Below are 26,793 nucleotides of genomic sequence, written 5' to 3'. Positions count from 1 at the left end.
GTGTATCCTTACTGATCTAAAGGTAAATAGTCGGTGCGGAAGTTAATTTTCACACCACCAAAAATATTTACTCTTGAGCCTGACCTATCCTGATCAACTTTGCTTGTTGTCGTCACCGTCACATTAGAATATTTGGTTGACGCCGATGCTTTGACCCACGGAGATAAGATAGAACCGGTTTTAGCGCGAGCCTTTGCAGAAAACGCTTTGCGGTTGTATTTGTTCTGTGTTTCTCGGCTAAACGACGAACCATAGGTGGTAAAAGTTAAACGCGTTTCTATATCACCGTTTTCGATAACCAGTCGCAAAATTCCTTGTTTTACCATTTCTTTGAGCATGTCGTATTTATTTACTGATATTCGCCTTGCTACGGCATCTAAAATAGCGTCATACGAGTTTTGGCCATCTACGGCAACTTGGTTATTGTCAGTGACACCGGCTTCTGCTGGCGTTTCAAGCGCTGCATTTAGCGTATTGGCTTGATCTTGATTGAGTGTGGCGTTGCCACCGTTATTTTCAACCGCAGTAACCTTCTCTTGATCGTCGACATCAGCAGGTAACGCGCGAGCTAAAAAGTCTAAAATCATGTCACCGCTGATATCGTCTTTGGTGTCATTGATAAAAGAAGAAAGCGACTTGCTAGTTTGTTGAAGCAGCTCGATATAGGCTTCGGTTTGGCGGATATTGCTAGAAATTAATGCGTCAAATACATCGGTTATGAGTTTAGTCGTAAATTCAGGGAATCCAATTTCGTTTAGTCTTGTGGCCTGAGTAACTGCTTCAGAAGTTCCAGACATGATACACCTCCATAGTGATAATCTAGAATGAAGTGACATTTACCGCAGTCATTGATTGTACGTGCTGACCGCTTCACTACACTTCTTCTCTCCAAGCGAATTTAGGCAATGAATATGATGTCCGTAATTTGGCTGTTTAAAAAATGTAACGACCAAGTCAGCATTTATCAGTGTTACACATTGATCAAAATTTAACCACAAATTTATGACATTAAACTTTGTGTGTCCCAGTGCATACTGGTTTTTGTTGCCACTTCCCTCTCAATAAGCACAAAACCGTAGTAGAGCGTACTCACTATGAGCCGGAAGACTCCTAAGCGGATCAGTAAAATAAGGTTACGTAAAGGGAAGTGAACATCTGTCAAATTACTCTGATTATTTTATGAACGTTTATTAATTTAACAATGTCTTGCGCTTTGCTACATTGGATTTTCTAACCCAAACGTTAGAAAACCTCTACTACAAAAATTAATCAACTGCGCGAGTTTGTATTTAAGGTGTTGCAACTTTCAAGCAGCTGAAAGGACTTAGTAAAATGAAAAAAAGCAAAAAGACAGTACGCTTAAGTCTACTAGCATGCAGTATGCTTTGTGTTTGGCAAGGCGCTAGTGCCCAAGATATTAATACTACCACATCACTTCCTGTCATCATGGATGACTGCGGTCAAACCTCTTGCCTTGACAGAAGAGCGCTATCGGTTGAACAAACTCTGGCGCTACTATCAGACGCATCTGACAAAGAATCCGCCATTAACGCACAAGTAAACAGTGGTAAACAAAGCAAAAATAGTAAAAAAGGCCAAGGTGTTGCCGTTGGTCAGCAGAACACCGATACCCAAGTAGTCTTCCTTGACTTTGAACAATCATCGCCTACTTTCGAAGCGATTACGTTTGTACCAAATGTACGACAAACGTTTACCAGCTATCAGTACTCCCAAAGTGAGCGCGATCAAATTCAAGCGAATATTGAGAGTCGCTATGAAGGTTTTGACATTAGCTTCACGCAAACAAGACCTACCGAAGGAGATTACTCTACTCTTATTTTTGAATGTCGCGACGAAGACGGTGTATGTATCGACTTTAACAACGGTATTCTTTTTGGCCGCGCTCAGTCTATTGATATTAGAAATGATATACGCGACGACAGTGCATTTGTTGATGCAAGTCTTTGGCAGGTACTCGTAGCACTCGACCCTTCTGGCGATTTCTTCTCGCGTATTTCAGGTATTCCTATCGTTGATGGCGATGTGGATGCTGCATTGTCGACAGCAATTGTTAATCAGGCATCGAACACTGGGGCTCACGAATTAGGCCATAATTTAGGGTTGCGTCACCACGATAGTTTCGGCGCACCAGGTGATGGTGTAACACCGGGTACGGGTGACTTTTTCCCTGTATTTGACGGCCCACTTGCTGCCCTTGAGTCATTTGATCATACAATGGCATCTGGTGCTAGTGTAGGTACAGGTTTTGCCGATAGCACTGTAGATTTGCGTTTTTTCTCTGAACGTTCAGCGTTGAAACTCGCTGCAAATCAGCGAGCAAGGTTACTGCAAGAAGAGAGTGTCACTGGCGGTAATAAGAAGGTAAAACTACGAAAAGTACTTGCACCAAATACATTGGAAACCGGTGATAATGCTGGTGGCAAACTCGAATTATTAGAAGCGCGTGTAGCTGGACGTATTGACGTTGCAGGAGAAGTAGATAGCTACCGGTTTACAGCGAAGTCAGGTCAGTTTTTAAGTGCTGAGTTCTTCGGCTTTGATACACCGTCAGCAGAGCAAAATGCCCTAGCTGATTTCGTCATTGGTGCTGTTGCGCTTTATTACGTAGAGCGTGATGGCTCGCTAACACTCGTGCAACGCAACTTCCAAAACTTCGAGGGTTTTGATGCGTATATGGTTGATGCTCCGCTTAACCAAGACGGCGATTACATACTGCAAGTTTCGTCACCTGATGAGTTGCTGTTGCCCGGCGTGGGAATAATCTCTCTTGACGGTACCGGTAACGGTACATTCAGAACAGGAAATTACGAAGTTAGCATGTATATTACTAACGGAAAGAATGGAAACGGTGTGCCTGCAGTACCTGGCAGTAACTAGTTTCTCTCTTGTACAAAAAAGGCCAGATTCAAACTGGCCTTTTTTAATTCACGTACAAGCGTGTTTTATTCAAACAAATATGAAATTGTTGCACCAAAAGTACGAGGTTGATTCGGGTATCCGTTGAAGCTACCCGCTTGAATAGGCGGTGGGAATGCCGATAAGAAATACTCGTCATTGGTGAGGTTACGAACCCATACCTGTACGCTAACGCCATTTTCAAACTCGAGACCAGCACTTGCATTTAGTGTACTGACTTCTCGAGTCATTTCAGGTGGTACGTTCTCTACAATGTGAACTTCACTTTCATACAGGTAATCGCTTCGCACATAACCTGTCATGCCATTTTCGAAATCAAGGTGATACGTTAAGCCCGCAACAAAGCTTCGTTCATGGATACCAGCAGGCATAGTGCCCGATAAATCCGTTGGTCCATTTAGTCCATTAGCGCCTTCGAACGAGTCGTAAACTGGGTCTAAAATGGTACCTGCAAAGTTAAACACTAAGTTGTCAGTCACATTATAGGTTGAATCAAATTCAACACCTTTTGTGGACTGCTTACCTGCATTAGCTAACACAAAGCCTGTTCCAACAAATATGCTTGATTGGAAACCTTCAATAGTTTGATCAAACAATGTGATGTTAAAAGCACCGTCTTTAAATCGGGCCTTCATCCCTAGCTCGTATACCGTTGACTCTTCAGGTCCCGCATAACGCGTACCGTAACTTTGATTGGGCTGAGTTAGATTGGCCGCTTCAAGTGCGCTTTGGTCCGCTGCGAATGGGCGCGTGTCGCGAGACAAGTTCCATGAAGACGCCTTAAAACCTGTTGCAGCCGTAGCAAACACATTGATGTTTTTGTTTACTTCATAGGCAATACGCGCACTCCAGGTGACTTTGTCATCGTTGGTATTACCACTTTCAACTGCGTTTGGATAAGTCAGCTGAGGGGGTAAAAACTGTACACTTTGCAACGTTGGGATAAACGGAGTAAGTGCTGGCACAGCGGTGGAAAGCGGCACACCAAACACCGTAGGTGTAGTAGCAAAGTCTATCGAAGACAATACTTCGGTATTTACTTGCTCAATAGACACATCTTTTTCATCTTCTGTGTAGCTTACGCCAAATGTCCCGGTCAAACGGTCTGAGAAGTGATAGTCCAAACTAAGGAATACCGAAAGTGCGTCATTGTCTTGTAAGAACTCGCTATTCACGAACTGATCTTGCCCAAAAAATGTTCCAGGAGCTTGCCCGTATAGCGGCTCAAATGTACCTAGGAAACCATCAGGAAAAACGGCCTCAAATGGCAGTGGAGCAATAGCTTGCGCTACGCCAGCGTTAAGTAAAACGTCAAAGAAAGGGCGCACCGCTGAACCGTAAAACAACGTATCTCCAGTATCTACTTCTTCAGAGAAGTAGAACATACCCACCATCCAATCTAGCTTATTTTCGCCCGTTGAAGTTAAGCGAAATTCCTGAGTGAAAGTATCAATATCGGTATGACCCTCCTCGGCTAAGATATCTAGCGAGGTATAATCTACATCAACAAAGTAATCTGATTTGTTGTTTCGATACGCACTGATTGACGTAAATGAGAATGTTTCGAAGTCCACATCCAGCTGCAATGACACACCACCGTCTTCCACACTATTGTTTGGATTGAAGTTTAGTGCAGACTCGTAAGCATATGGGTCTTCAGTATCTAATACCGTTCCCCCTAGCGCTCTTACCACACCTGTTGTTGGGCCATTAATAAAGTCTGCTACCGTACAGCAACGCTCATCAATTTCGCTGTAATCGGCAATAAAGCGAAGTCGAACATCTGAGTTTGGTTCGTAAAGGGCTTGTCCACGAATATTCCAGCGATCGCGGTTATTAAGCTCGTCAACACCCTCCACAACACTATCAGTGTAGCCGTCGCGCTTATTGATACCACCAGATACACTAAAAGCAAATTCATCAGTAATACCGTTGGTATAGTATCCCTTTAATAGTCGCTGGTTATAGTTGCCGATACCAAGCGTAACCTTACCTTCTTGCGTAAACGATGGTGCATCGGTTCTTATGCTGATTACCCCAGCCGACGCGTTCTTACCAAATAATGTACTTTGCGGGCCGCTTAATACTTCGACTTGTTGTACCCGCGGTAGATCACCAATTTGCGCAGCAGCGCGTGAACGATATACACCGTCGATAAACACGCCGACGGACGGCTCTATGCCCGTATTGTTAGTTCCGTTACCGAAACCGCGAATTGAGAAGTTGGTGTTGGTAGAGCGCTGAAGCGGTGTTACGCGCAACGTAGGTACAAGTGCCTGCATATCTTGAATGTCTAACACTTGGGTTTGTTCAATGGCTTCACCGCTAGTAACTGAAACGGCGATAGGTGTTTCTTGCAAACCTGTGCTTCTTTTTGAAGCCGTGATAAGAATTTGTTCTACCAATTCATCTTCTGCAGGCTCTGTGGTTTCCTGCGATAACACCGATTGACTGGTAAGGCTTAAACTAAGTGCGATGAGCGTTGCGACTTGTTTGCGTTTAAAGGTTAAGGGTAAGCGTTTACTCATTATTATTCTCTTACTTGTTTTTATGTGTTTTTATTATTTTTGAGCGATAGTCCACATCAACAACGTAGCGAACGGCTCATTAAGTGTGGGATATCTACAATAACCAAGTAAGAAAAGACATGTAAACAAAATGTTTAATTTTTGTTATTTATAGTGGAAATTCTGAATTTACTGTATAGACGCTTTTGCTTGCGAAACGCGGTCTGTAGTGCAAATAAGCCATTACTCTCAAATATATTTAAAATTTGAATAGTGACGAATTAGTGTGATGGATTGGTGTGCTAAGAGTTCAGTCACCTTTTGCAATCAAACTTCAAAAGACGGGTTTAGGAGTACCAACTAATTTCGCTTAACTTCTTCACTTCCCTCTTAGCCCAATACTCCCCAACTATTCATTTTTGAATAACTAACATTCAGTTTTATGGAATGGGCATCATCTTAATATACCTTCAAAATATAACCCTAAATATCTGCCCACCTGTGACAACTTGATATACAAGGAAGAACTGATGAGGAGATTTATTTGTACGATAAGAATTAAGGACTTTTATGGTTTCATCTCGCATCGCTCTATTTACCATTACTCTTTTGGTCCCCTTATTCGTCATTGGCAATGAATCAGGCAACGAATTGCCTAGTTCTGATTATTTAGCCGTTGGTAATTATTGTTACCTATCATCTGTTCCAGATGGTGAAAATCAAAAGAAAGTTGTCGCAAAGGTCTCGAAAAAAATAGTAAAGAAAGGCGACAAAACATTTATTGCTATTCATCAAATTATGCCGTCACGTAATTTTAATATGAAAGATGAATTTGTATTAAATAGAGATATGACTCCTACCCACTTTTATCACTCGCGGATGGGAGGGAAGTCTCTGAGCATCGACTATGACTTTGATGGCGATAGCACTTCTGTGTTTTTATTGGGCCAGCAGACAAATAAAGATGGTTTCAGCCTAATGTTCGACGGAAAACTCTGGGAAGGAAATTTGTGGGGTACTTTATTTACCGCGCTGCCACTGCAACATAATACTACATTCTCAATTCCTACATATCACTATCAAAATGGACTGTCTCAATTAGAAATTGTCGGCGTGCGAAAAAACGACATCGTATTTAATAAGCAATCGATTCCTGTTTTTGAAGTTGACGTAAATGCAAGCGGATTGATGACAACATACTTTGTTAGCGTCGAGGATAGAGTAGAGCTTGGATACGAAAACTCTGCTTTTTCACAATGGTTAGGCGGCAACTGCAATGATATGAAGTCGTTAGATTAAGACACCATGCAAACTCAGCCATAACTATTTAATAAATCAGGAGTAACGAATGAAACGTTTTACAGCAATGCTATTTCTCGTGCTTGCGATGCAAGTTAACGCGGACACCCACTGTGATAATCAGTGTCAATTAACCCTAATCAAAGACTACTATCAAAAAATAAACCTTTCTGTTGTTCAACATTCGACCACCGAGAATGTTGATGTATTTTTGGGTTCGCTACACGAAGATGTTGTCTATTTACACGAAGAGTATGAGGCTAAGTTTGATAAGAATATTTGGAGAAAAGCCTTTCTTCGTCAAATGGAAAGAGGTGGATATGCCAACACCGTTGAAGCTAACACTGTATTAAAATCAGTGATTCATGGGTATCAAACAGCAGCGGTAGAATTCGTTAGTCGGTACCGAAATCAAGAAGATACTGAAATAACTTCGAGTCCATCTCGCTTGGCTATTTTTAAGTTCAAAGACAGTAAAATCGTTTTTATACAAGATCACTGGTATCACTTGGCAGAAGAAACGCTTAATAAGTAATTAGGTGATAAGAAGCGCGTCAGCAATATTCATTACTGAATAAAGTGCATTCAGTTTTATGGAATGGGCAAAAGACTTATAAACCTTCAACATACAGAACGATAAGAGGCCTATCAATGACTCACTAAGGATAACAATGATAAGCAAAAAGGAAATCAAGCAAGCAATTCGAAATTTGAGCGGCCTAGCAGTAATAGTTTTTTTGATGATGCAAATTGTAATGATGTTAGTGCTGTTTGCGCTCTTGTAGGCAGCGATTCAAATTTGTTTAAGGGTTTAGGGCATATGACTAAAAAACAAAACGAAAAGCGCATGTTTCTAACCTCTGGTGTGAGTTATTTCGTTATTTTCTTTTTAGCTATCTACGCAAACTTTTTTGTTATTGAAGCGATAAAGAACGCCCCTTTAGAAGTAGTATTTAGTCAATCAAATATCGTCGAGCGCGGTATAGCAGCACTAATGCTTACCGTCCTTTTTGACGTTATCGTTGCATGTACGCTATATACATTGTTCAAGCCCAATTCACTCACCATCGCTAGTACACTTTTTCGCTTAATACACGCCCTTTTTCTTGCGGTAGCTACTGTTTCACTCGTTAACAGTCTTTCTTTCCATTCTGAGGGGCTTATCTTAGACGGTATAAATCGCTTCAACTCTATCTGGATGTTAGGCCTCGCATTTTTTGGTATTCACTTGATATTACTTTCAATGATTGTACCCGCCCCCACCAGCATTCGAAGCTTTCTGTTCCTTGGTGGATTAGCGTATTTTATTGATACCATATTACATCTGACATTTTCTGCTTACTCTGATTATGCTTTCTCTTTACTTCTTTTCGTTGCAATTCCAACAGTCGTTGGCGAGTTTTCACTTGCCGTGTGGTTTATCAAACAAGGTACTCAATCAAAAGTGGCTCAATGAGCGAGTTGGTGTGGAATGACTGTCCAAACATGTATACTAGTTTTTTGCAATACGTAGAGAAGCGTAATGGATTTCGATTGGAATGACGCCAAAGCCTTTCTTAGAACCGCAGAAACAGGCTCTTTAACTGCGGCTGCCAAACAACTTCATGCCAGTCAACCTACCGTTGGACGCCGTATAGCAGCGTTGGAGAAAAGTCTTGGAATTGTGCTATTCGAGCGTTACAAGAATGGCTTAATTCTAACTCCTCAGGGAGAGCGCGTTGTCGAGGCCTTACAAGGCATGGAGAAATTAGCGAATGACACTATTCTTATTGCCCAAGGGGCGACAGAATCTCATTCTGGCATAGTGACTATTGCTGTAAGCCAAATCGACGCAGTGTTTAATTTGCCATCGCTAATTGCTGAGCTCAGAACGATTGAACCATCTTTGCAGATAAAACTAAAAGTATCGAATAGCCGCACCGATCTTATACACCGCGATGCTGATATCGCAATTCGACACTATAGACCTGATGAAGAAACACTCATCATTCGTAAACTTGGTGAAATGCACGTTAATCTGTTTGGCACTGCCAGTCTTTGTAGTGCTCTTAGAAACTCAAAGGATGATGAAAAGCAGATTCCGATTATAGGCTTTCTTGAAACTGACTACACAACTCAACTATTGCACAACAGTGGTATCGCTGAAGAAAGCCTTGACTACGTTTGTTTAAGTGACTGTCAACTTAGTCAAATTGAGTTGGCTAAACAAGGGCTTGGGCTAGTACTACTGCCCGCCTATCTCGGTTCAGAAATTGACGAGCTAGAATTTGCGTTCACTCAGGATTACTCAATCTACGAATACGATACTTGGTTGGTCTGTCACTCAGAGCTCCGCCACAACAAACGCATACGCTTTGTATATGACTTTTTAGCACAGCGACTTAGTCGCTGATTCCAATCTGTCCACTTCACTACTCGTTTCGGTTACTTTTACAACTGCAATGCCTAACCTTATTCTTTGTATACGCTGGGGTTAATTGGGTAATATTGATTGCGTGTGGTAAACACAATTGCTTGCGCAAAGATACTCGCGACAATGCTGACAGTACTTTGGTTTAGATTCATCAAGTCAAATAGAAGAACAGTTACTACGAAGCAAGTGTACGCACCGAGAGATGCCATCAAAGCACTTATCTTATCTGATAATTTGAGCATTCTTTCTTGTTGCTCAATAAAGTGGTCTTTTTTCTTGCCGAATATAAGAACGCACACTAGGCAAAAGATGTATAAGGTAACCGCAGTACTAAGACCTATCAAATATACAGACTTAAGCTCCCCAGGCTTTGCAAAAAAATACATGTAAACAACCAGCCCAACTGAAAAAAAGTAAACTGCTAACGTGAAAATCAATGTGCGCAATGATATGAAATCAAACAATGTGTAATTTGTTAATTGAGCTGTGCGTCTCTTTTTGGGGTAACGATTTGATATCAATCGGCTATTTTGATTACACCAATAGGCAGAAACAAACATTGGGCTGAGCTGAAGCAGTGCGACCAATAGCATGTAATCAGCTACATTATTTGGACTTTCTGCCGTAATTTGTAAATAAAGCAAAACCGCTAACCCTATTACAAATATCGCATAGTCTAGCCATTTCCTTACCATCAACCGTTTATTCTCGGTTACCTCATCCCTCGCGTATAAATTTGGAAATACAGACTGTGGGTACTTTGTTAGTAGCACTCGCCTACTCTCGCGCCAAGCTCTTGATACATAAATGGAAATAAAAAAGAGCTGAAATAGAAATACAAAGTTGAGGATTGTTTCAGATAACTCATTAATGAAATTCAATGTCTTCTCTCCAACTATTTCATGGCTGACGCAAAAGCATTTCGTATTTCAGAATCAGTCAATCCGAGTTCTCGTAATTGTCTTACATTTTCTACCATTAAACTTAGTGCTGTCGCGTTGAGATCTGTCTCGCAAAACTCTAACGCGTTTTCATGAATAAAGGTCCCTCGGTATCCTTTGCCAGCTATAACGCTGTCTCTTTCTAATAGTTTGTAAGCTTTAGACACTGTATTAGGGTTTATGCCTAGGTCATTTGCAAGTTTGCGAATTGAAGGCAAAGGCGCGCCTGGCTTGAGCGCTTTAGTCGCTACTCCTTGCTTAACCTGCTCTACCAATTGAGTAAATATCGGCGTATCGCTCTCTACATCAATGACTATATTCATCGCACTCAATACCTCATTTCATCCCCACACTTGCTTCATTCCTGCATCATACAATAACTTTCAAACATGTACCACTTGACTTAGTAGTACAATTAAACGTAATGTATTACTTGTACTACACGAACCAATAGTACAACAAACTCTATTATAAGGATCAGCGTCATGAAGTGTTTTAAAGAAAATAGAAAATCCATTGGCTTTAGTGTTGTTTGGGCAGGGCTAATTCTACTTATCGCTTATTTATCAAAAGACAAAGACTTCGCCTCTACTGCGTTTATTTTTGCAATAGGCGGTTGGTACATTACTTATCACTATTTATTTAGACCGAATTCAATGGGTTGTCACACAAGGCATTCTTGTTCCGTCAATGCAAAGTTCGACGAAAATGGGGAGCACTAGCATGAAATCAGTAAAAGCACTTTTGACGCTAGTCTTGTTAATCATGCTTTTACATGAACACCCTCTTCATCGGGTTGAAGAAATAGCTGGAGTAAACCATCTATTTCAACAAGCCAATACCGGCTTTATGACGGAATATGCCAAGATTGAAGAGACCGTGTCACCGAAAGTATTAGAAATCATCGGCGACTGGGTGCTTAAGGTTACCGCAGAGAAACAATAAAAAGCCTTCTGGGTGGGTTCGAACTTTAATGTGTCTGCCCAGTAAGCAATGACATCAATTATTCATGAGAATGAATGTGACATACAAGAGGAGTAGAAGAAACTCAACGTCGCTTACCACCTAACTCTAACTTTATTCCGAAATAGCTCTGCGTCTTTGTGTTAATGTTAAAACGAGAGCAACCGAACAATACTAAAACTAAAAATAATGAAAATACTGTTTGCTAGTGCTCTAACAAACCATTGGTAGGACGAAAATGAAACAGAGTACTTTTGCGTTAACAAAACCAGCAAGCCCATTAAGGCGAACCACGGGGTAAAAAACACATAAGTGTCCATGTAGAATAATGATATGGCTAAATCATGCAATAAACCGCTTATCGAAAAAGTTGCCAAAATAGCAATCCAAGCAGATGTGTGCTTTTTTACAGGCCTTAATACGAATTTGGCAAGGTAAAAACTCCAAATCGGGTTCCAATAGTACCAAAACTCAGAAAAAGACTTAGCACCGAAAGAGCGATACAGCATCTTTCTCATCGAGCGCTTTGCGCCAAGAGAAACGCCGTTTCTTTTTTTTACGTACTGAGACAAAGAGATTGTTTTACGCATATCATCAACTCTATCAAGCTAGCGCTTTTTAATGTAAGTGGGCGAAACAAAGGCATAGCTTAACGAGTTTCCCCAATATCAATATTAACGCTAGCCTGTTCACGCCTTTTAAATAATTCAATTGCGAAGTGCGCTTTAGGCAATTGCCTTACCAATAATTTCATGCCCATATGAGTTATCGATGGTACATAGCCAAACTCCATCTTCTGACTTCTTGAACACGTAAGTGGCTTTGCGCGTAACCGCGGGAAAGTCTGGACCAGAAACAACCATGTTTGCCAAAACTAGTGCAGTGTCGCCTGATTCTAAAACCTTTAACCCGTCTTGCTCTACGCGCAAGCCGTTATCAAAAAACTCGCTTATTTTTACAAAAGCATTTCTGATCTGATCTTTTCCTCGTGCATTTCTGCCTGGCTCTACAACCAGTACAGCATCATCAGTATAGATTGACATTAACATGTCATAGTCTTTTTCCATGATAGCTCTGTCTGCAATCTCTATTTGTTGCTCCACCGTATTTTGATTTTTTTTCAACATTTCACATTTCCTATCTATAAATCGTGGGCACCTTATGGCGTCAGGCGCATCGTTAAATACCTATTAAGCCTTTATATAACAAAAACATGGAAGCATTAATCTCTCATGCCTTAATGGAGTTTCACAAAATTACTTTATTTTTGTACCGTTTCGCATATAATAAGTTTAAGTCAGAATATTGCAAGAACATTTATGCAAACAGAAAAATCAAAAGCGCGAGGGCGCCCAAGAAAATTTGATAAGCATAAGGCGCTAGACGGAGCTGTGAGTCTATTTATGTTGAAGGGGTATTCAGCTACTTCTCTTGACGACCTCGCAAAAGCTATGGGTATCAACAGACCAAGCATGTACAACGCGTTTGGCAACAAAGAGGCAATCTTTATTCAGTCTGTTGAGCACTACTTCGACAAAATATCAGCGCCACTTGCTCAAGCACTTGAGCATGAGCAAGTAGAGGATGCCTTTAAACGATTTTTTGATTGTCTGTTGGATTTCTATTGCAGTGACAATCTTGGCTGTATGGCGACAAGTACTATGCCCGCTGAGAGCGCCGAGAACGGTAATGTTCATCATTTTTACAAGGGCATCATGAGTAAGATTGATGCGCTGTTAAAAGCTAGGTTAGATGTTTGCGGTGAAGACGAGCAAAACACGCTCAACGCCCAACTACTGCAAGGCTTGATGCAAACGCTCAGCTTACGCGCGCGCGCTGGCGCTGACAGGTCCGAATTAGAAGAGCTCTATCTTTTTGGTTTAAAGAAGATCCTTTGATCTCTAGATGCAACTTGTTGTCCTAGCTCTGGACAAGTTAACGAAACACAATTTACTGGGTAACATGACGGACTTTTGATATGACAACGCCAATCATTATACTTGCTTTACTAACTCTCCCATTAACGTTGGCCTTTTTGGCTTCTAAGTTGAATGGGTCGTCACTTGATAAGAGGAAATATGCCCTTTGGGGATTAGGTATTGCTTTTATCTTTTTCTCAATAGGGCACATTGTTAAAACAGAAGGGATGGTTGAGATGCTCCCTCCATGGGTACCTTTTCGACTGTTACTAATCTACCTCACGGGTGCTTTGGAGTTAGCCGTGGGTTTAGCGCTTTTTGTTCCTAAACTGCAGAACATTGCTGCTAAGTCCGCTATTGCTATCTTTATCATTTTCTTCCCCGCAAATATTTACGCAGCGCTAAATGCAACAGGTCTTGGTGGACACCAATGGGGTGCAATCTATTTGTTGATTCGAACTCCACTTCAGCTCATTTTAATTGGCTGGGCTTATTTTCTATGCCTTGAAAAGACAAAAGGTCGAAACAGTTCGACCCCAGAAAGTTACTGAGTGGATGAGAAGCATACAGAGTCGAGGGCTTGCGAAACCAGCTCACGCTATACGAAATGCTCTCGAGACTATTGCTTTATTGAAAACTAACTAACACCACACTGGCAGCAAACAATGAAGAAAATAGCGGTATTTGGAAAGCCTGCAAACGGTAAATCTACATTGAGCCATCGCCTATCCTTGGCTACTGGAATTAAGAAATATTCTATAGACTCAATACTGTATGAAAGCTCTGGAAAGGAAATTGAGCGAAGCTCTTATGAGACAATGCATTCTGAAATTATTTCGTCTCCTGAATGGATAATTGAAGGTTTCGGACCGCTCAATTCATTAGATTCGTTTTACCAACGTATCGCTGCTGCCGACACGCTTGTATATATAGATTTATCTTACCCTGTAACTTACTGGCTTGTTATAAAACGCTTGTTGAAAAGTATATATAAGAAGCCTGAGGGTTGGCCAAAAAACAGTTCGGTTCTTGATGGTACTGTGAAGTCTTTTAAGACGTTGCGGCTCTGCCCTTTGTTTTGGAATGATAAGTTTTTGCACTCTATTGAGAGCCGAAAAGACGAAAAAAATGTGTTCGTGATACGCTCATTGAGAGAATTAAAGCGCTTTGCAAATAGCATGTGAAAAATGCTTTAGGGCCTCGCGGACAAGTCGCAACTTGTCGACCCCTGTACTTGGATTCTCATCCGTCACATCCCAGCAAATACAAAAAAACCGGCAAAAGCCGGTTCTTTTGTATTTGGCGGAGAGAGAGGGATTCGAACCCTCGATACGCTATAAACGTATACACACTTTCCAGGCGTGCGCCTTCAGCCACTCAGCCATCTCTCCAAATTTGGTATCAAGGTTTCCCTTGAGCGCGCGTATAGTAGGTAATGCCGCGCGCTTAATCAAGAACTTGCTAAAAATTAGTGAGCAAGTGCTTATAAAACGCGCTGTTTTACAAGCCGCCTTTTGCTTTTAGCTCGGCAGAAAAATCTAACATGCGATCAAGGGGTATAAGTGCACCTTTTCGAAGCTCATCGTCCACAAAGATTTCATGCCCTTCACTTTCGCCCGTCAAAGACGCCTTAATCGCCTCTAAGCCGTTCATTGCCATCCAAGGGCAGTGAGCACAGCTTTTACACGTAGCGCCGTTACCGCCCGTTGGAGCCTCAATAAAGGTCTTCTCAGGAGTAAGTTGTTGCATCTTGTAAAAGATACCTTTATCAGTAGCGACGATAAAGGTGTCGTTGTCCATAGTTTGAGACGCTTTGATAAGCTGGCTCGTAGAGCCAACCGCATCAGCCATATCAACTACACTTGCAGGTGACTCTGGGTGAACCAATACTGCAGCGTTAGGGTACAATGCTTTCATGTCAGCCAGTTTTTGTGCAGAGAACTCGTCATGCACAATACATTCACCTTGCCACATCAACATGTCTGCGCCGGTTTGCTTGGCGATATAAGAGCCTAAGTGACGATCTGGCCCCCAAATAATTTTTTTGCCTTGGCTATCTAGGTGCTCAACAATCTCTAATGCAATGCTAGAGGTAACCACCCAATCTGCACGCGCTTTAACGGCAGCTGATGTGTTCGCATAAACAACAACAGTATGATCTGGATGCTGGTCACAGAATTCGCTGAATTCTTTTACCGGACAGCCAATGTCTAACGAACAGGTTGCTTCCAGTGTTGGCATAAGCACGGTTTTTTCGGGGCTAAGTATTTTTGCTGTTTCGCCCATGAAACGCACGCCAGCAACAATTAATGTTTGTTCTTGCGCATCGCGACCAAAGCGCGCCATTTCTAGCGAGTCTGCAACACAACCACCTGTTTCTTCAGCTAGCGCTTGAATTTCATGGTCGGTGTAATAGTGTGCTACTAGCACCGCATTGCGGGCTTTTAACAAGGCTTTAATTTCAGCCTTCAACTCAGCTTTACGTGCTTCTGATAATGGCTGTGGTTTTGCAGGGAACGGGTACTCTACCTGATCCACTCGAAATGCTACTGACATTAACCTACATCTCTGTTGCGACAAGGGTGCGGATTATACCCAACTGTCATAAAAATTACACACTCCATAGACAACAATAGCGTAATAAAATAGTCGTAATCATGCTTACTATTAAACGCTTTTGCTAAGTGCTTGAAATAAAGTACATGGGGACAAGAAGAGAAGATCAAAGGGCAAACGTGAAAGCACGTTCAAAATCGCTGCGCGAGTTTTGTCGACCAGCTTCGCTGGTTCAAATCCTAATTTTACGTTGAAGGATGTTTTGCGTGTTGGGGATTATTTGGTTTTTAGCTTGATGGTGGGTCGTGCTGGATTACTCGTCACTGCGTTCCTCGCCCTTCGGGCCGTGCTAAAGCACGTTCAAAATCGCTGCGCGAGTTTTGTCGACCAGCTTCGCTGGTTCAAATCCTAATTTTACGTTGAAGGATGTTTTGTGTGTTGTGGAGTATTTGGTGTTTAGCTTGATGGTGGGTCGTGCTGGATTCGAACCAGCGACCAATTGATTAAAAGTCAACTGCTCTACCAACTGAGCTAACGACCCATCAAGTGACACTAAGATGTGTTGCGCATTTCAAATGATGGTGGGTCGTGCTGGATTCGAACCAGCGACCAATTGATTAAAAGTCAACTGCTCTACCAACTGAGCTAACGACCCATCATTTGATGCTAGGAGAGAAAGTGGTGGGTCGTGCTGGATTCGAACCAGCGACCAATTGATTAAAAGTCAACTGCTCTACCAACTGAGCTAACGACCCTTTCTTTCCTGTTGTTGCCTGTGTCTTGGCAACGGCGGCATATAATACTCAGATTTTTTTCTGACGCAACCCATAACGTCCTTTTATTTTCATTTTTCTGTCAAATTACGACTAAACGGTCAAAATGAAAACAATTCGCTGGGTATTTATACCAATGGATATTGAGTTTAGTAGATTTTGTACGTGAGCACACAAAAATAAGTGCAGAAGAATTGTGCAGTCTGTCTCTCATTTTATAAAAATTTATTTTCAGAAAGACACAAAAAAGCCTCTTTAAAAGAGGCTTTGTTCACTACAAGTTATTTAATCGAGATTCTGCTAGGCGTTTTGCCGAGGAATTTGGATATTCATTGATAACTTGTTGCAGTAATTGGCGAGCCGAAGAAGCGTCTCCTGTACGTTCTGCAATCACACCAAGCTTAAGCAATGCATCGGGTCGTTTTGCAGAATCTGAGAAACGATTAGCAACAATATTAAATTGTTCACTCGCTTCACTCCAATTTTGTTGATTAAACAACAACTGCCCTAGCCAGTAGTGCGCATTTGGTGCGTAACTGCTATTAGGAAAGCGCTGAATAAACGACTGAAATGCAGGAATGGCTTTGTCGTACTCACGCGACTTCAGAATAAGATTCACCGCATTTTCGTACGCTTCATCCTCACCTGCTTGTGGCGCTTGTGGTGTGGTTACAGCAGGTGTGCTTGAAATTGGGGTTTCTACATCCGCGCTTGGCATTGCATTACCTTGTAGCGCTCCACCCTGCTTTAACGCCTCTACACGCTTGTCTATTTCTAGATACAGTTCACGCTGACGTTCCAACACTTTTTGAAGTTCATTGGTATTCACTTCAACAGCACCACGCAGCTGGTCAACTTCCATCTGCATGTTGTCTAACTGAGTTTGCAAGCGATGTTGCATTTCAGTACGACTTTTTACTATGCGTTCCAGTACTGCTATACGCTGTTCTAGTTCACCGCCGCCATTAGCGTTAACCACAGGGGCCTGTGCAAATGCAGTAGAAACAGCAAGGGCGGCACTTAACGTGACGCCCAGTTTTAATGTTTTATTCGCTAGAATAATCATTAGCGGTATACAACCACTCCGCGACGGTTTTGAGCAAATGCATACTCAGTAGAACCCATCACAGCTGGCTTTTCTTCACCGTAAGATACAACAGATACTTGGCTGCTGCTTACGCCTGCGTTAAGCAGATAAGTTTCAACAGATTGAGCACGACGCTCACCCAGTGCAATGTTGTACTCAGGCGTACCACGGCTGTCAGTGTGACCTTCGATAGTTACTTTCATGCTTGGGTTTTTCACCAAGAATGCAGCGTGCTTGTCAAGAATACGTTGGAATTCAGGCTTAATGCTTGAACGGTCGAAGTCAAAGTAAACGGTCTGTTCGTTTTTCAACGCTTCCATTTCTTGTTGAACCATCTCTTCTTGACGCTTCATGCGCTGAGCGGCTTCAGCTTCAACGCGCTGAGCTTCTGCTTCACGTGCTTCTGCTTCGGCTGCTGCTTGCTCTTGTGCAAGACGGTTGCGTTCTGCTGCTAACTCTTCTTCGCTAGGGCCTGACGAACATGCCATCATTGTCACTACTGGCAAGGCGATAATGAAGCTTTTCATCACTTTATTCATTTGCATCCTACTAATCCTTAAATTTTATTGTTTAGTCGTTAAATTGTTAGAACAAAAATGGTGACCAACTCGGCGATTTAACTTGCCCATTGGCTGCTGGTAACCTAGCTTTAAAGCGCCCATCAAGAGATACCAGTGACAACACTTGGGTGCCTTCATGCAGGGTGCTATATATTATCATGCTTCCATTCGGCGCTACACTTGGTGACTCATCTAAGTACGTCCGTGTCAGTACTTGTGGTGAACCGCCATCTAAAGACTGCTTAGCAATATGATAGTTACCATTTGTCTGGTTAACCATAATCATCTGCTTGCCGTCTGGAGAAATTGTACCGCCAAGGTTCTGTTCACCTACAAAGGTAACTCGCCTTACTTTCCCAGAATTTAAATTTACGCTATATATCTGGGGTTTACCACCCCGTTCAGAGCTAAATATTAAACCACTGCCGTCTGGAAGCCATGAAGGCTCTGTATCAATCGCTCTATTACGGGTGATACGGCGCAAGTTTTTGGTCGCCAGATCCATCACATACAGCTCTGGATTACCATCTTTCGACAGAACCATTGCAAGTTGCTTGCCATCTGGTGAAAACACTGGACTACTGTTTATTCCAGGGAAGTCCGTAATACGCTCACGCTCACTGGTATAGATGTTTTGAATGTATATCTGCGGACGGCGATTTTCAAAGCTAACGTATGCAAGCCTTTCACCGTCAGGAGACCATACAGGCGACATCAACGGCTCAGGCGACGATAGCAATCGAGTTTCGTTCTCGCCGTCATAATCGGCAATCACCAACTGATATGGTTTTTCTACTGTGTCTCTGTCGCGCACGATCACATAGGCGATTTTGGTAAGAAACGCTCCGCGCACGCCTGTTAGTTTTTCATAAACAATATCGCTAATGCGGTGTGCGTACTGACGAAAGTCATTACCGTTAATCGCAGCTTGGCGCGCCACAATTACATGGTCATTGCTGGTAACCAATACACCATCTTTAAGTACTTTTGACTGGCCGCCATCAAGCTGGCCTTTCAATATGTCTATTAATTGATAGGTTACCAAATATCGATTTGCACCCTGCTCTTCAATACTCCCCACTAACACAGTATCGACACCCAGCGTTGCCCACGCGGTGTAGCTTACCTCATCAGCGGTTTCAGGGTACTGTGGCATTTTATCAACCGCTACAGGGTTAAATTTACCACTGCGCATCAGGTCAGCCATAATCACTTTCGAGATGTCACCAGGCATGGCGCCCTGCCCTTTCCATTTAAATGGTACAACACCGATAGGGCGTGCACTGTCGACACCTTCGGTAATCACAATTTCTAAGGAAGCAAATACTTTGGCACTGAAAGCCACGGTAATAAGCGCTATCCATAATCCTAATTTTTTCATACCACTATAATTCCACTTTTAACGTAATGTCTTTAAGTTGTTCGTACACATCCGGCGCTTCTGACACTGGCAATTTCTCTGCACGTCGTACCGCTGTTTCAGCGGCTCGACACAAGGCCTCATTACCACCTAGTACCCGAATGCTCGTCACAAATCCTGTTGTCGCTAGCCGGATATTCAATCGGCATGTTTTGCCTTCAAAACTATCATCCGAATATAAATTGCGTTTAATAGTTTGTTGGATAAGTGCAGTATATCGCTCAACTTCAGTTAGCACCTGCTTTCTGCGCCTCTCTTGCTGCGCAGCACGCTCCTGTGCTAATTGCTCTTGCATTATCCTTTCCATTTCTGCGCGCTCAGCGGCTTCTTTTTTCTTTCGTTCAGCCTCCGCCTTTGCTTGCGCCTCACGCTCTTTACGCTCTTGCTCTTTCTGTGCAGCAAGTCGTTCGAGTTCTTTCTGGCGTTTTGCTTCTGCAGCTTCAGCTTCTCGTTTCTCCCTTGCACGCTTTGCAGCAAGGGCTTGCTGGCGTTTTTTCTCAGCCGCTGCTTGTGCTTTTCGTTGGCGCTCTTGTTCTTCGGCGCGAGCTTGCGCCTCTGCCTGTGCTTGCGCACGCTTTTGATCCGCAATGGCTTGAGCATCAATAAACGTAGCTTCAATAACCGGCGCATTATTTGGAAGGCTGGGTAATGGATCAGGCGAAAAACTGACGCTAATTAGCAACAGTGCCGCCATAACAGCATGCAAGCCCAATGACTTGTACAAACCAAGTTGTTCAGGGCTTATCTTGCTCGAGTTTTTTTTAACTGTCGTTGTCGACATTTCAGGCTTCGCCATCTCCTGGTTACTCGACCGGATCAGTCATTAGGCCTACTGAGGGCACACCGGCTTGTTGCAAAAGAACCATGAGCTGAATGACTTCATTGTAGGCCACTTGACCATCGCCTTTAACAACCACAGGCGTATTTGGCTCTTTGGTTAGTTGCGCTTTCACAATTGCACCCAACTCATCTTTACTAATTGGTGACTCTTGATCATTACCGACATTCAAGAAATAGCGCCCCTTTACGTCTACTGACGCAATAATAGGTGGGTTATCGTCTTGCTCAATAGGGTTAGCACTCGCTTTCGGCAAGTCTACTTTAACCCCTTGAGAGATAAGGGGAGCCGTTACCATAAAGATAATAAGCAGCACCAGCATCACGTCGATGTATGGCACAACATTAATTTCAGATACCGGTCGGCGACGTTTTCTTACGTACATAACAAGTCCTCCGCTTCGTGATGTAGACGCTTAGGCTTGTTGTTGTGCTTGCGCAGCAACCGCTTGGCGATGAAGAATGGCTGAGAATTCTTCCATAAAGTTTCCATAGCTATTTTCAAGCTTCTCTACTTGGTGACTAAAACGGTTGTACGCTATAACCGCAGGAATAGCCGCAAATAGACCGATTGCAGTGGCAATAAGCGCTTCGGCAATACCCGGTGCAACCATTGCTAACGTTGCTTGCTGTACTTCACCTAGCGCAATAAAAGCATTCATAATGCCCCACACGGTTCCAAATAGTCCGATGTAAGGGCTAATTGAGCCTGCTGTCGCAAGGAAGGGTAAGCGGCTTTCAAGCTCTTCAACTTGACGTGACATAGACACACGCATAGCGCGGTATGTGCCATCCACAATACCATTGGTCGCGGTATTAGATTTACGCAAGCGAACGAACTCTTTAAAACCTGCACAGAATATACTCGCCATTCCAGTTAGGTTAGTTCGAGCAGATAACTCTTGATAAAGACGATTGAGATCGGCACCCGACCAGAACTTATCTTCAAACTGGCGCATCTCTGTGCGCGCTGCCGACAGCGCTTTGCTGCGCTGAAAGATGAATGTCCATGATGCAACAGACACGCTCAGTAGTAACAACATTACCAGTTGAACAATAAAACTTGCCTGTAGAAACAAGCCAATAAATGTAAGATCAGATGACACGCGAAATTTCCCCTAACAAAGTACGTGGTAGTCGTTTTGGCTTCATGGTCGCCAAATCGACACAGGCAACTTGAATATCTCCAGATACCAATTTACTGCCCTGTTCATTTTTTATGATTTGTTGAAACGTCATACTAGCGCCTTTCAATTCTACAACGTGAGACTCAATACTCAACAGTTGGTTAAATCGCGCTGGCGCATAGTTATGCATCTCAACGCGTTTGACGACAAAAGCGACAGATTGTTCCATTAATGTGTCTTGTTCGAATCCAAGCCCGCGTAACCACTCTGTTCGCGCACGCTCCATGAATTTTAGGTAGTTGGCGTAGTACACAATTCCACCTGCGTCGGTGTCTTCGTAATACACTCTTACCTGATGTAGATGCATAACTATTCCCTTACCAAGAAAATTATTAATCCAAGTTACCGTTAAACGGCCTAGATAATACGATAAAATGCAGTACCACTTTAGCCCTCAAAGCCCATGAAAGCGGACTTTTAATCAAAATTATACCATTGGTAAACATACTTTTAACACATTAGTTTTTTTAATGCGAAAGAACAATTTTACTCAATTGTGGTTTTTTCAGGTCACTCTATAATGCACAGCATCAGTCATACAGAGCGTGATGGTGCGAAGCACGGTCATGCAAGAGACATTCTCCTGTTAGACATGAGTTCCCTGGATTTATTTCCTTCAACACTTGTTGTTTTAGCCCGCTCTCTGAGCGGGCTTTTTTTTTGCCTGTTTCTCGCTAGACGCAACATCATACTCGCCTAGCATTGCGTTATTTATTTTGATGGCGTAAAACCAAAGTGTAGGTAGGCGCGGTTAGACACGATACGTCCGCGCGGAGTGCGTTGTAAGAAGCCTTGCTGAATAAGAAACGGCTCGATCACATCTTCTATCGTTTCTTTTTCCTCGCCAATTGCTGCCGCTAGATTATCAAGCCCCACTGGACCACCATCAAATTTCTCGATAATAGCAGTAAGCAACTTACGGTCCATGTAGTCGAAGCCCTCTTTATCTACATCAAGCATATCCAATGCTTTCGCTGCAATGTCAGCGCCTACCGTTCCGTCAGCTTTTATTTCAGCGTAATCACGTACACGACGCAAAAGTCTATTAGCAATTCGAGGCGTACCTCTAGAGCGACGCGCTACCTCTTGTGCGCCGTCTTCACTCATATCAAGATTCAGAAAACTGGCACTGCGAGCCACAATGCTTGTGAGATCTTTTACGGAGTAAAACTCTAGTCGTTGTACAATACCAAACCTGTCGCGTAACGGTGATGTGAGTGAGCCTGCTCGGGTTGTTGCACCAATTAGCGTAAAAGGCGGTAAATCAAGCTTTATCGAACGGGCAGCGGGCCCTTCGCCTATCATTATGTCCAGTTGATAGTCTTCCATAGCAGGGTAGAGAATTTCTTCCACGACAGGGCTTAAACGATGAATTTCATCAATAAACAACACATCGTTGCGCTCAAGGTTGGTCAGCAATGCTGCCAAGTCACCCGCTTTTTCCAATACCGGGCCTGATGTGGTTTTAATATTAACGCCCATTTCATTGGCAACAATATTAGCGAGTGTTGTCTTACCCAGACCAGGAGGGCCAAAGATAAGCAAGTGGTCTAGCGCATCATCGCGATTACGGGCAGCCTGAATAAAAATCTCCATTTGCTCGCACACGTGAGGCTGCCCCGTGTAATCCGCTAACATTTTGGGGCGAATAGCGCGGTCGATTACCTCGTCTTCCGTATTTGCATCTGGCGTAATCAGTCTGTCTGCTTCAATCATAATATATCTACTTAAAACAATACTTTGTGCAACTGCATATCACCAGCTAGCACACTTTTGTACTATGCGTTAAAGGGCTGCTTTGAGCGCCTCGCGAATAAGCGCTTCGCTTTCCATACCATCATTGTACACACTATCGACCAATTTACTTGCCTGTGCAGGCTTATAGCCTAATGCAATTAATGCACTTTGTGCTTCTTCTCTAGCATCATTGACTGCAACGATGGTATTCGCAGACAATAAATCACCACTGGGGGGAGGCACGGCAATACTCTGCGCTTTGCCAAATTTGGCCAGCCTGTCTTTCAGTTCAACCACTAATCGTTCTGCCGTTTTCTTACCTATACCTGGTAAACTAACCAGTGCCGAAACATCTTCGTTTTGTACACTCGCTAAAAATTGTGATGCAGACATACCCGACAGAATTGCCAAACCCAGCTTTGGTCCAACGCCATTGGCCTTAATTAACTCTCTAAACAGGCCTCGTTCCATCTTATCAGCAAAGCCAAATAACAATTGGGCGTCTTCTCGCACGACAAAGTGTGTGTAAACAATGACTTCTTCGCCCACTGCTGGCAATTGATAGAAGCTTGTCATCGGCATATGAATTTCATAACCAACGCCAGCCACATCTACAAGAATTTCTGGAGGCTGTTTTTCAGCCAACGTACCGCGAATTCGTCCAATCATGTGCTGTCTCTTTATAAACTCATTTTTCGGTGCTTTACGTACTATCGGTCGAGCGACATTACGCGTAGTTACACCCCAGTATTGTGAAGACGGGTTCTAGGAAAATAAGATTAACGCAAGCGTCCGCGCACTGTTTTGCGCGCTTGCCCAGCCATATTTATTAAGCTTTGCTCGGTATGCGCATGACACAGCGCAACGGCGAGTGCATCGGCAGCATCAGCTTGTGGAGTACCGCTTAAATTCAGTAAATGCTTAACCATGTGCTGAACTTGCGATTTATCGGCACTGCCTTTGCCCACCACGGCTTGTTTAATTTGTCTGGCGCTGTACTCAGCCACCGGAAGCGCTGCCTGCGTTGCCGCAACAATAGCTGCCCCTCTTGCTTGCCCGAGTTTTAGCGCTGAGTCAGGGTTTTTCGCCATAAAAACCTGCTCAATAGCAAATTGTGATGGGTTGTATTGACGAATGATATCGCCAATTCCAGTGTAAATATTGGCTAGTCGTGCCGGTAACTCGGCTGTGCCAACGCGAATACAACCACTTGCAACGTAAACTAATTTACCTTGCTTACGAGCAATTAAACCGTAGCCTGTGATCCTAGAACCTGGATCTATACCCAGTATAACCATTAACGCATACTCGGTACAAACAAAGATACTGCTTCTTTGTTTGACGGCGACCAAAGCCTATCTAGCGCTTCGTCTTTAGACACCCATTGGTACTGTAAATGTTCAGTTAGCGCCAACGGAATTTCACTATCTATTTGAAGGGAAAAAACATGCTCGGTATTGTAAATCGTGCCGGGAGGGTAACGATGTAGCCAGCGACTACGGATTTCGTATTGATTCTGCTTTTTATGGTCATTGACCACAAAGCCATGCGCTTTAGCGTCGATGCCAATTTCCTCTGCTACCTCACGATATGCGGTCTCAATTGGCAACTCCCCCTCTTCTAACGCGCCAGTTACCGACTGCCAAAAAGTGGGATCATCTTGCCGTTGCAGTAGCAACACTTGGTGGTGTTGGTCATACAACACCACCAGTGCAGATTCAGGCTTCTTATACGCCATAAATTACGACTGTTTCTTCACCGTCGCAATGGCTAACTCTTCAAGCTGTTGAGGGTTAGCAGGGCTAGGCGCAGACGTTAATGGGCAAGCTGCAGTCGTCGTTTTCGGGAATGCCATTACATCGCGAATTGACGTTGCGCCTGTCATAAGCATAACTAGACGGTCTAAACCAAACGCAAGACCTGCATGAGGAGGCGCACCAAAACGCAATGCATCTAGCAAGAAGCCAAACTTGTTCTTCGCTTCCTCATCGTCGATACCAAGAATGTTGAATACCGTAGACTGCATATCTTCATTGTGAATACGAACAGAACCACCACCTAATTCAACACCGTTTAGTACCATATCGTAAGCGTCAGACAATGCTTCAGCAGGATTCGCTTTAAGCTCATCTGGCGTTAATCCGCGAGGTGCAGTGAATGGGTGGTGAATAGCGTGAAGCTGGCCATCAAACTCTTCGAACATTGGGAAATCAACAACCCAAAGAGGCTTCCAGTCACCTTCTAGCAGTTCGAAATCTTCGCCTAACTTAAGACGGAGTGCGCCCATTGCTTCAGTAACTACCGTGTAGCTGTCTGCACCGAACAATAGAATATCGCCTGTTTGTGCGCCAGTGCGCTCAAGCATCGCATTAGTGATATCTTCTGTTAGGAATTTAAGAATTGGCGACTGTAAACCTTCAAGCCCTGCTTGCGCATCGTTCACTTTAATCCACGCTAGACCCTTGGCGCCGTAAATACCAACAAACTTGGTATATTCATCAATTTGCTTACGCGAGAGTGACGCACCGCCTGGTACGCGGATAGCAGCTACACGGCCTTTCGGATCGTTCGCTGGGCCACTGAATACTTTAAAGTCAACGTTCGCTAAAAGGTCAGCGACATCGGTAAGCTCTAATGGGTTACGCAAGTCTGGCTTGTCGCTACCAAAGCGAGTCATCGCTTCTTTGTAAGTCATACGAGGGAAATCGCCAAGTTCAACGTCTAGCATTTTGTTGAACAAGTCGCGGATCATACGCTCAGTAATTGACATTACGCCATCGGCATCAAGGAACGTAGTTTCAATATCGATTTGAGTAAATTCAGGCTGACGGTCTGCACGTAAGTCTTCGTCGCGGAAACATTTTACGATTTGATAATAGCGGTCCATACCCGACATCATCAGAAGCTGCTTAAATAGCTGCGGTGACTGTGGAAGCGCGAAAAACTCACCTTTGTGAGTACGGCTTGGCACTAAGTAGTCACGTGCACCTTCAGGCGTTGCCTTGGTAAGAATAGGCGTTTCGATATCAAGGAAACCTTCATCTTCTAAAAAGCGACGTACTGCCCCAGTAACTTTTGCACGGAACTGCAGACGCTGGCTCATGACTGGACGGCGAAGGTCAAGGTAGCGATAACGCAGGCGTTGCTCTTCTGAGTTCTCTTGGTTCCAATCAAGTGGAAGTACGTCAGATTTATTGATCACTTCAAGACCAGTACCAAGAATTTCGATTTCACCGGTACGCATATCTTTGTTTACCTGACCTTCAGGACGTGCACGCACTTTACCTGTTAGCTTCACGCAGAATTCGCTACGCAACGTGTTAGCAACAGATAACACCTCTGGCAGGTCTGGGTCGAATACCACTTGCACGATACCTTCGCGGTCGCGTAAGTCGATGAAAATTACACCGCCTAAGTCGCGACGCTTGTTAACCCACCCGCAAAGGGTGACTTCTTGTCCAATGTATGATGAATCGATATTCCCACAGTAATCTGTGCGCATGGTCCTTGACCCCTGATATATTTTCTTGCTTCGCATGGAGTGTAAGTGGCGCTTATTTGAGCATTGTTTAGGGCTTATTAGATTGACTAAATTCGCGTAAACTTGCTGACCAATTAACTGGCCTGCCCACTACATGCATAATGTAATGATTTAAA

At 43.4% G+C, this 26,793-nt stretch carries 29 protein-coding genes and 4 tRNA genes; 10 read left to right on the top strand and 23 right to left on the bottom strand.

What is annotated here, in order from left to right; translation table 11 throughout:
• Positions 1-8: 8 nt before the first annotated feature.
• Positions 9-797 (bottom strand): hypothetical protein, encoded by a 789-nt coding sequence (locus JN178_RS06465; RefSeq protein WP_202264586.1) that lies wholly within the window; start codon positions 795-797, stop codon positions 9-11.
• 535 nt (positions 798-1,332) lie between these two features.
• On the opposite strand from JN178_RS06465, the gene JN178_RS06460 reads away from it, so the two are divergent.
• Entirely contained in the window at positions 1,333-2,898 is a 1,566-nt protein-coding gene (locus tag JN178_RS06460) for a hypothetical protein (RefSeq protein ID WP_202264584.1), read from the top strand.
• A 65-nt stretch (positions 2,899-2,963) separates the two neighbouring features.
• Here JN178_RS06460 and JN178_RS06455 read toward each other — a convergent pair whose 3' ends face one another.
• Positions 2,964-5,465 (bottom strand): TonB-dependent receptor, encoded by a 2,502-nt coding sequence (locus JN178_RS06455; RefSeq protein ID WP_202264581.1) that lies wholly within the window; start codon positions 5,463-5,465, stop codon positions 2,964-2,966.
• A gap of 549 nt (positions 5,466-6,014) precedes the next feature.
• Here JN178_RS06455 and JN178_RS06450 point away from each other — a divergent pair.
• The 4 genes from JN178_RS06450 to JN178_RS06435 all read left to right on the top strand — a co-directional run bounded on the left by JN178_RS06450 (position 6,015) and on the right by JN178_RS06435 (position 9,135).
• Positions 6,015-6,743: a hypothetical protein gene (locus JN178_RS06450; RefSeq protein WP_202264580.1), complete on the top strand. Its 729-nt coding sequence runs from the start codon at positions 6,015-6,017 to the stop codon at positions 6,741-6,743.
• Positions 6,744-6,792: 49 nt separating this feature from the next.
• Positions 6,793-7,278 carry a hypothetical protein gene (locus JN178_RS06445; protein ID WP_202264578.1) on the top strand — a complete coding sequence of 162 codons (486 nt, stop codon included), beginning with the start codon at positions 6,793-6,795 and terminating at the stop codon, positions 7,276-7,278.
• A 285-nt stretch (positions 7,279-7,563) separates the two neighbouring features.
• Positions 7,564-8,199, top strand: coding sequence for a DUF4386 domain-containing protein (locus JN178_RS06440; protein WP_202264576.1), 636 nt, complete (start codon positions 7,564-7,566; stop codon positions 8,197-8,199).
• A 66-nt stretch (positions 8,200-8,265) separates the two neighbouring features.
• On the top strand, positions 8,266-9,135 hold the full coding sequence (locus JN178_RS06435) for a LysR family transcriptional regulator (protein ID WP_202264574.1): 870 nt from the start codon (positions 8,266-8,268) through the stop codon (positions 9,133-9,135).
• 59 nt (positions 9,136-9,194) lie between these two features.
• On the opposite strand, the gene JN178_RS06430 is transcribed toward JN178_RS06435, so the two are convergent.
• Together JN178_RS06430 and JN178_RS06425 are read right to left on the bottom strand one after the other, a co-directional pair.
• Complete coding sequence (locus JN178_RS06430; protein ID WP_202264572.1) at positions 9,195-9,929, bottom strand: hypothetical protein; 735 nt, start codon at positions 9,927-9,929, stop codon at positions 9,195-9,197.
• A 122-nt stretch (positions 9,930-10,051) separates the two neighbouring features.
• Positions 10,052-10,420: a GntR family transcriptional regulator gene (locus tag JN178_RS06425; RefSeq protein ID WP_202264570.1), complete on the bottom strand. Its 369-nt coding sequence runs from the start codon at positions 10,418-10,420 to the stop codon at positions 10,052-10,054.
• A 162-nt stretch (positions 10,421-10,582) separates the two neighbouring features.
• Here JN178_RS06425 and JN178_RS06420 point away from each other — a divergent pair, with 162 nt between their 5' ends.
• A complete protein-coding gene (locus JN178_RS06420; RefSeq protein ID WP_202264568.1) occupies positions 10,583-10,819 on the top strand; it encodes a hypothetical protein in 237 nt (78 codons plus the stop codon).
• A gap of 1 nt (position 10,820) precedes the next feature.
• Positions 10,821-11,042 carry a hypothetical protein gene (locus JN178_RS06415; protein ID WP_202264566.1) on the top strand — a complete coding sequence of 74 codons (222 nt, stop codon included), beginning with the start codon at positions 10,821-10,823 and terminating at the stop codon, positions 11,040-11,042.
• Positions 11,043-11,209: 167 nt separating this feature from the next.
• Here the strand turns inward: JN178_RS06415 and JN178_RS06410 are convergent, their stop codons facing one another.
• Both JN178_RS06410 and JN178_RS06405 read right to left on the bottom strand, forming a co-directional pair.
• Entirely contained in the window at positions 11,210-11,650 is a 441-nt protein-coding gene (locus tag JN178_RS06410; RefSeq protein ID WP_202264564.1) for an acyltransferase, read from the bottom strand.
• A gap of 135 nt (positions 11,651-11,785) precedes the next feature.
• Positions 11,786-12,187, bottom strand: a complete 402-nt coding sequence (locus JN178_RS06405; protein ID WP_202264562.1) for a YybH family protein — start codon at positions 12,185-12,187, stop codon at positions 11,786-11,788.
• 192 nt (positions 12,188-12,379) lie between these two features.
• On the opposite strand from JN178_RS06405, the gene JN178_RS06400 reads away from it, so the two are divergent.
• The 3 genes from JN178_RS06400 to JN178_RS06390 all read left to right on the top strand — a co-directional run bounded on the left by JN178_RS06400 (position 12,380) and on the right by JN178_RS06390 (position 14,163).
• The gene (locus JN178_RS06400) at positions 12,380-12,958 is read left to right on the top strand and encodes a TetR/AcrR family transcriptional regulator (protein ID WP_202264553.1); all 579 of its coding nucleotides are present in this window, start codon (positions 12,380-12,382) and stop codon (positions 12,956-12,958) included.
• An 80-nt stretch (positions 12,959-13,038) separates the two neighbouring features.
• Positions 13,039-13,530 (top strand): DoxX family protein, encoded by a 492-nt coding sequence (locus JN178_RS06395; protein WP_202264551.1) that lies wholly within the window; start codon positions 13,039-13,041, stop codon positions 13,528-13,530.
• A 114-nt stretch (positions 13,531-13,644) separates the two neighbouring features.
• A complete protein-coding gene (locus tag JN178_RS06390) occupies positions 13,645-14,163 on the top strand; it encodes an adenylate kinase (RefSeq protein WP_202264549.1) in 519 nt (172 codons plus the stop codon).
• Positions 14,164-14,279: 116 nt separating this feature from the next.
• On the opposite strand, the gene JN178_RS06385 is transcribed toward JN178_RS06390, so the two are convergent.
• The 17 genes from JN178_RS06385 to aspS form a co-directional block, all read right to left on the bottom strand.
• A tRNA-Ser gene (locus JN178_RS06385) sits at positions 14,280-14,370 on the bottom strand.
• 109 nt (positions 14,371-14,479) lie between these two features.
• Positions 14,480-15,535, bottom strand: a complete 1,056-nt coding sequence (nadA, locus tag JN178_RS06380) for a quinolinate synthase NadA (protein WP_159623047.1) — start codon at positions 15,533-15,535, stop codon at positions 14,480-14,482.
• Positions 15,536-16,000: 465 nt separating this feature from the next.
• Positions 16,001-16,076 (bottom strand) — tRNA-Lys (locus JN178_RS06370).
• 38 nt (positions 16,077-16,114) lie between these two features.
• A tRNA-Lys gene (locus tag JN178_RS06365) sits at positions 16,115-16,190 on the bottom strand.
• Positions 16,191-16,214: 24 nt separating this feature from the next.
• Positions 16,215-16,290, bottom strand: a tRNA-Lys gene (locus tag JN178_RS06360).
• Between the two features lie 292 nt (positions 16,291-16,582).
• Positions 16,583-17,374: a tol-pal system protein YbgF gene (gene ybgF, locus JN178_RS06355; protein ID WP_202264547.1), complete on the bottom strand. Its 792-nt coding sequence runs from the start codon at positions 17,372-17,374 to the stop codon at positions 16,583-16,585.
• Positions 17,374-17,940, bottom strand: coding sequence for a peptidoglycan-associated lipoprotein Pal (gene pal / locus JN178_RS06350; protein ID WP_202264545.1), 567 nt, complete (start codon positions 17,938-17,940; stop codon positions 17,374-17,376). The genes ybgF and pal overlap by 1 nt, the downstream gene beginning before the upstream one ends.
• A gap of 40 nt (positions 17,941-17,980) precedes the next feature.
• Positions 17,981-19,336 (bottom strand): Tol-Pal system beta propeller repeat protein TolB, encoded by a 1,356-nt coding sequence (tolB, locus tag JN178_RS06345; protein WP_159623063.1) that lies wholly within the window; start codon positions 19,334-19,336, stop codon positions 17,981-17,983.
• Between the two features lie 4 nt (positions 19,337-19,340).
• Complete coding sequence (gene tolA / locus JN178_RS06340) at positions 19,341-20,171, bottom strand: cell envelope integrity protein TolA (RefSeq protein WP_232369710.1); 831 nt, start codon at positions 20,169-20,171, stop codon at positions 19,341-19,343.
• 7 nt (positions 20,172-20,178) lie between these two features.
• Entirely contained in the window at positions 20,179-20,598 is a 420-nt protein-coding gene (gene tolR, locus JN178_RS06335) for a protein TolR (RefSeq protein ID WP_202264543.1), read from the bottom strand.
• A gap of 30 nt (positions 20,599-20,628) precedes the next feature.
• Positions 20,629-21,318 (bottom strand): protein TolQ, encoded by a 690-nt coding sequence (gene tolQ / locus JN178_RS06330; protein ID WP_202264541.1) that lies wholly within the window; start codon positions 21,316-21,318, stop codon positions 20,629-20,631.
• On the bottom strand, positions 21,308-21,706 hold the full coding sequence (gene ybgC / locus JN178_RS06325) for a tol-pal system-associated acyl-CoA thioesterase (RefSeq protein ID WP_159623071.1): 399 nt from the start codon (positions 21,704-21,706) through the stop codon (positions 21,308-21,310). Before ybgC ends, tolQ begins: the two co-directional genes overlap by 11 nt.
• A gap of 404 nt (positions 21,707-22,110) precedes the next feature.
• Entirely contained in the window at positions 22,111-23,115 is a 1,005-nt protein-coding gene (gene ruvB / locus JN178_RS06320) for a Holliday junction branch migration DNA helicase RuvB (RefSeq protein WP_159623073.1), read from the bottom strand.
• 69 nt (positions 23,116-23,184) lie between these two features.
• A complete protein-coding gene (gene ruvA / locus JN178_RS06315) occupies positions 23,185-23,805 on the bottom strand; it encodes a Holliday junction branch migration protein RuvA (RefSeq protein WP_159623075.1) in 621 nt (206 codons plus the stop codon).
• Between the two features lie 110 nt (positions 23,806-23,915).
• Positions 23,916-24,434 (bottom strand): crossover junction endodeoxyribonuclease RuvC, encoded by a 519-nt coding sequence (ruvC, locus tag JN178_RS06310; RefSeq protein WP_159623077.1) that lies wholly within the window; start codon positions 24,432-24,434, stop codon positions 23,916-23,918.
• Positions 24,434-24,874, bottom strand: coding sequence for a dihydroneopterin triphosphate diphosphatase (gene nudB, locus JN178_RS06305; RefSeq protein WP_202264539.1), 441 nt, complete (start codon positions 24,872-24,874; stop codon positions 24,434-24,436). Before nudB ends, ruvC begins: the two co-directional genes overlap by 1 nt.
• Positions 24,875-24,877: 3 nt before the next feature.
• Positions 24,878-26,638 carry an aspartate--tRNA ligase gene (aspS, locus tag JN178_RS06300; protein ID WP_202264537.1) on the bottom strand — a complete coding sequence of 587 codons (1,761 nt, stop codon included), beginning with the start codon at positions 26,636-26,638 and terminating at the stop codon, positions 24,878-24,880.
• Between the last annotated feature and the right edge of the window lie 155 nt (positions 26,639-26,793).

It is taken from the genome of Alteromonas sp. KC3, from assembly GCF_016756315.1.
GTDB lineage: Bacteria > Pseudomonadota > Gammaproteobacteria > Enterobacterales > Alteromonadaceae > Alteromonas.
This window is presented reverse-complemented; position numbering and strand designations above follow the sequence as displayed.

Coding starts and splice junctions, on each gene's coding strand:
- JN178_RS06465 (WP_202264586.1), bottom strand. CDS start 797: ATGTCTGGAACTTCTGAAGCAGTTACTCAGGCCACAAGACTAAACGAA.
- JN178_RS06400 (WP_202264553.1), top strand. CDS start 12,380: ATGCAAACAGAAAAATCAAAAGCGCGAGGGCGCCCAAGAAAATTTGAT.
- JN178_RS06440 (WP_202264576.1), top strand. CDS start 7,564: ATGACTAAAAAACAAAACGAAAAGCGCATGTTTCTAACCTCTGGTGTG.
- JN178_RS06410 (WP_202264564.1), bottom strand. CDS start 11,650: ATGCGTAAAACAATCTCTTTGTCTCAGTACGTAAAAAAAAGAAACGGC.
- ruvA (WP_159623075.1), bottom strand. CDS start 23,805: ATGATTGGACGAATTCGCGGTACGTTGGCTGAAAAACAGCCTCCAGAA.
- tolA (WP_232369710.1), bottom strand. CDS start 20,171: ATGGCGAAGCCTGAAATGTCGACAACGACAGTTAAAAAAAACTCGAGC.
- tolR (WP_202264543.1), bottom strand. CDS start 20,598: ATGTACGTAAGAAAACGTCGCCGACCGGTATCTGAAATTAATGTTGTG.
- JN178_RS06390 (WP_202264549.1), top strand. CDS start 13,645: ATGAAGAAAATAGCGGTATTTGGAAAGCCTGCAAACGGTAAATCTACA.
- JN178_RS06455 (WP_202264581.1), bottom strand. CDS start 5,465: ATGAGTAAACGCTTACCCTTAACCTTTAAACGCAAACAAGTCGCAACG.
- JN178_RS06445 (WP_202264578.1), top strand. CDS start 6,793: ATGAAACGTTTTACAGCAATGCTATTTCTCGTGCTTGCGATGCAAGTT.
- tolB (WP_159623063.1), bottom strand. CDS start 19,336: ATGAAAAAATTAGGATTATGGATAGCGCTTATTACCGTGGCTTTCAGT.
- nadA (WP_159623047.1), bottom strand. CDS start 15,535: ATGTCAGTAGCATTTCGAGTGGATCAGGTAGAGTACCCGTTCCCTGCA.
- JN178_RS06435 (WP_202264574.1), top strand. CDS start 8,266: ATGGATTTCGATTGGAATGACGCCAAAGCCTTTCTTAGAACCGCAGAA.
- JN178_RS06405 (WP_202264562.1), bottom strand. CDS start 12,187: ATGTTGAAAAAAAATCAAAATACGGTGGAGCAACAAATAGAGATTGCA.
- JN178_RS06415 (WP_202264566.1), top strand. CDS start 10,821: ATGAAATCAGTAAAAGCACTTTTGACGCTAGTCTTGTTAATCATGCTT.
- JN178_RS06395 (WP_202264551.1), top strand. CDS start 13,039: ATGACAACGCCAATCATTATACTTGCTTTACTAACTCTCCCATTAACG.
- JN178_RS06460 (WP_202264584.1), top strand. CDS start 1,333: ATGAAAAAAAGCAAAAAGACAGTACGCTTAAGTCTACTAGCATGCAGT.
- ybgC (WP_159623071.1), bottom strand. CDS start 21,706: ATGCATCTACATCAGGTAAGAGTGTATTACGAAGACACCGACGCAGGT.
- JN178_RS06450 (WP_202264580.1), top strand. CDS start 6,015: ATGGTTTCATCTCGCATCGCTCTATTTACCATTACTCTTTTGGTCCCC.
- JN178_RS06425 (WP_202264570.1), bottom strand. CDS start 10,420: ATGAATATAGTCATTGATGTAGAGAGCGATACGCCGATATTTACTCAA.
- nudB (WP_202264539.1), bottom strand. CDS start 24,874: ATGGCGTATAAGAAGCCTGAATCTGCACTGGTGGTGTTGTATGACCAA.
- ybgF (WP_202264547.1), bottom strand. CDS start 17,374: ATGATTATTCTAGCGAATAAAACATTAAAACTGGGCGTCACGTTAAGT.
- pal (WP_202264545.1), bottom strand. CDS start 17,940: ATGCAAATGAATAAAGTGATGAAAAGCTTCATTATCGCCTTGCCAGTA.
- aspS (WP_202264537.1), bottom strand. CDS start 26,638: ATGCGCACAGATTACTGTGGGAATATCGATTCATCATACATTGGACAA.
- ruvB (WP_159623073.1), bottom strand. CDS start 23,115: ATGATTGAAGCAGACAGACTGATTACGCCAGATGCAAATACGGAAGAC.
- ruvC (WP_159623077.1), bottom strand. CDS start 24,434: ATGGTTATACTGGGTATAGATCCAGGTTCTAGGATCACAGGCTACGGT.
- JN178_RS06420 (WP_202264568.1), top strand. CDS start 10,583: ATGAAGTGTTTTAAAGAAAATAGAAAATCCATTGGCTTTAGTGTTGTT.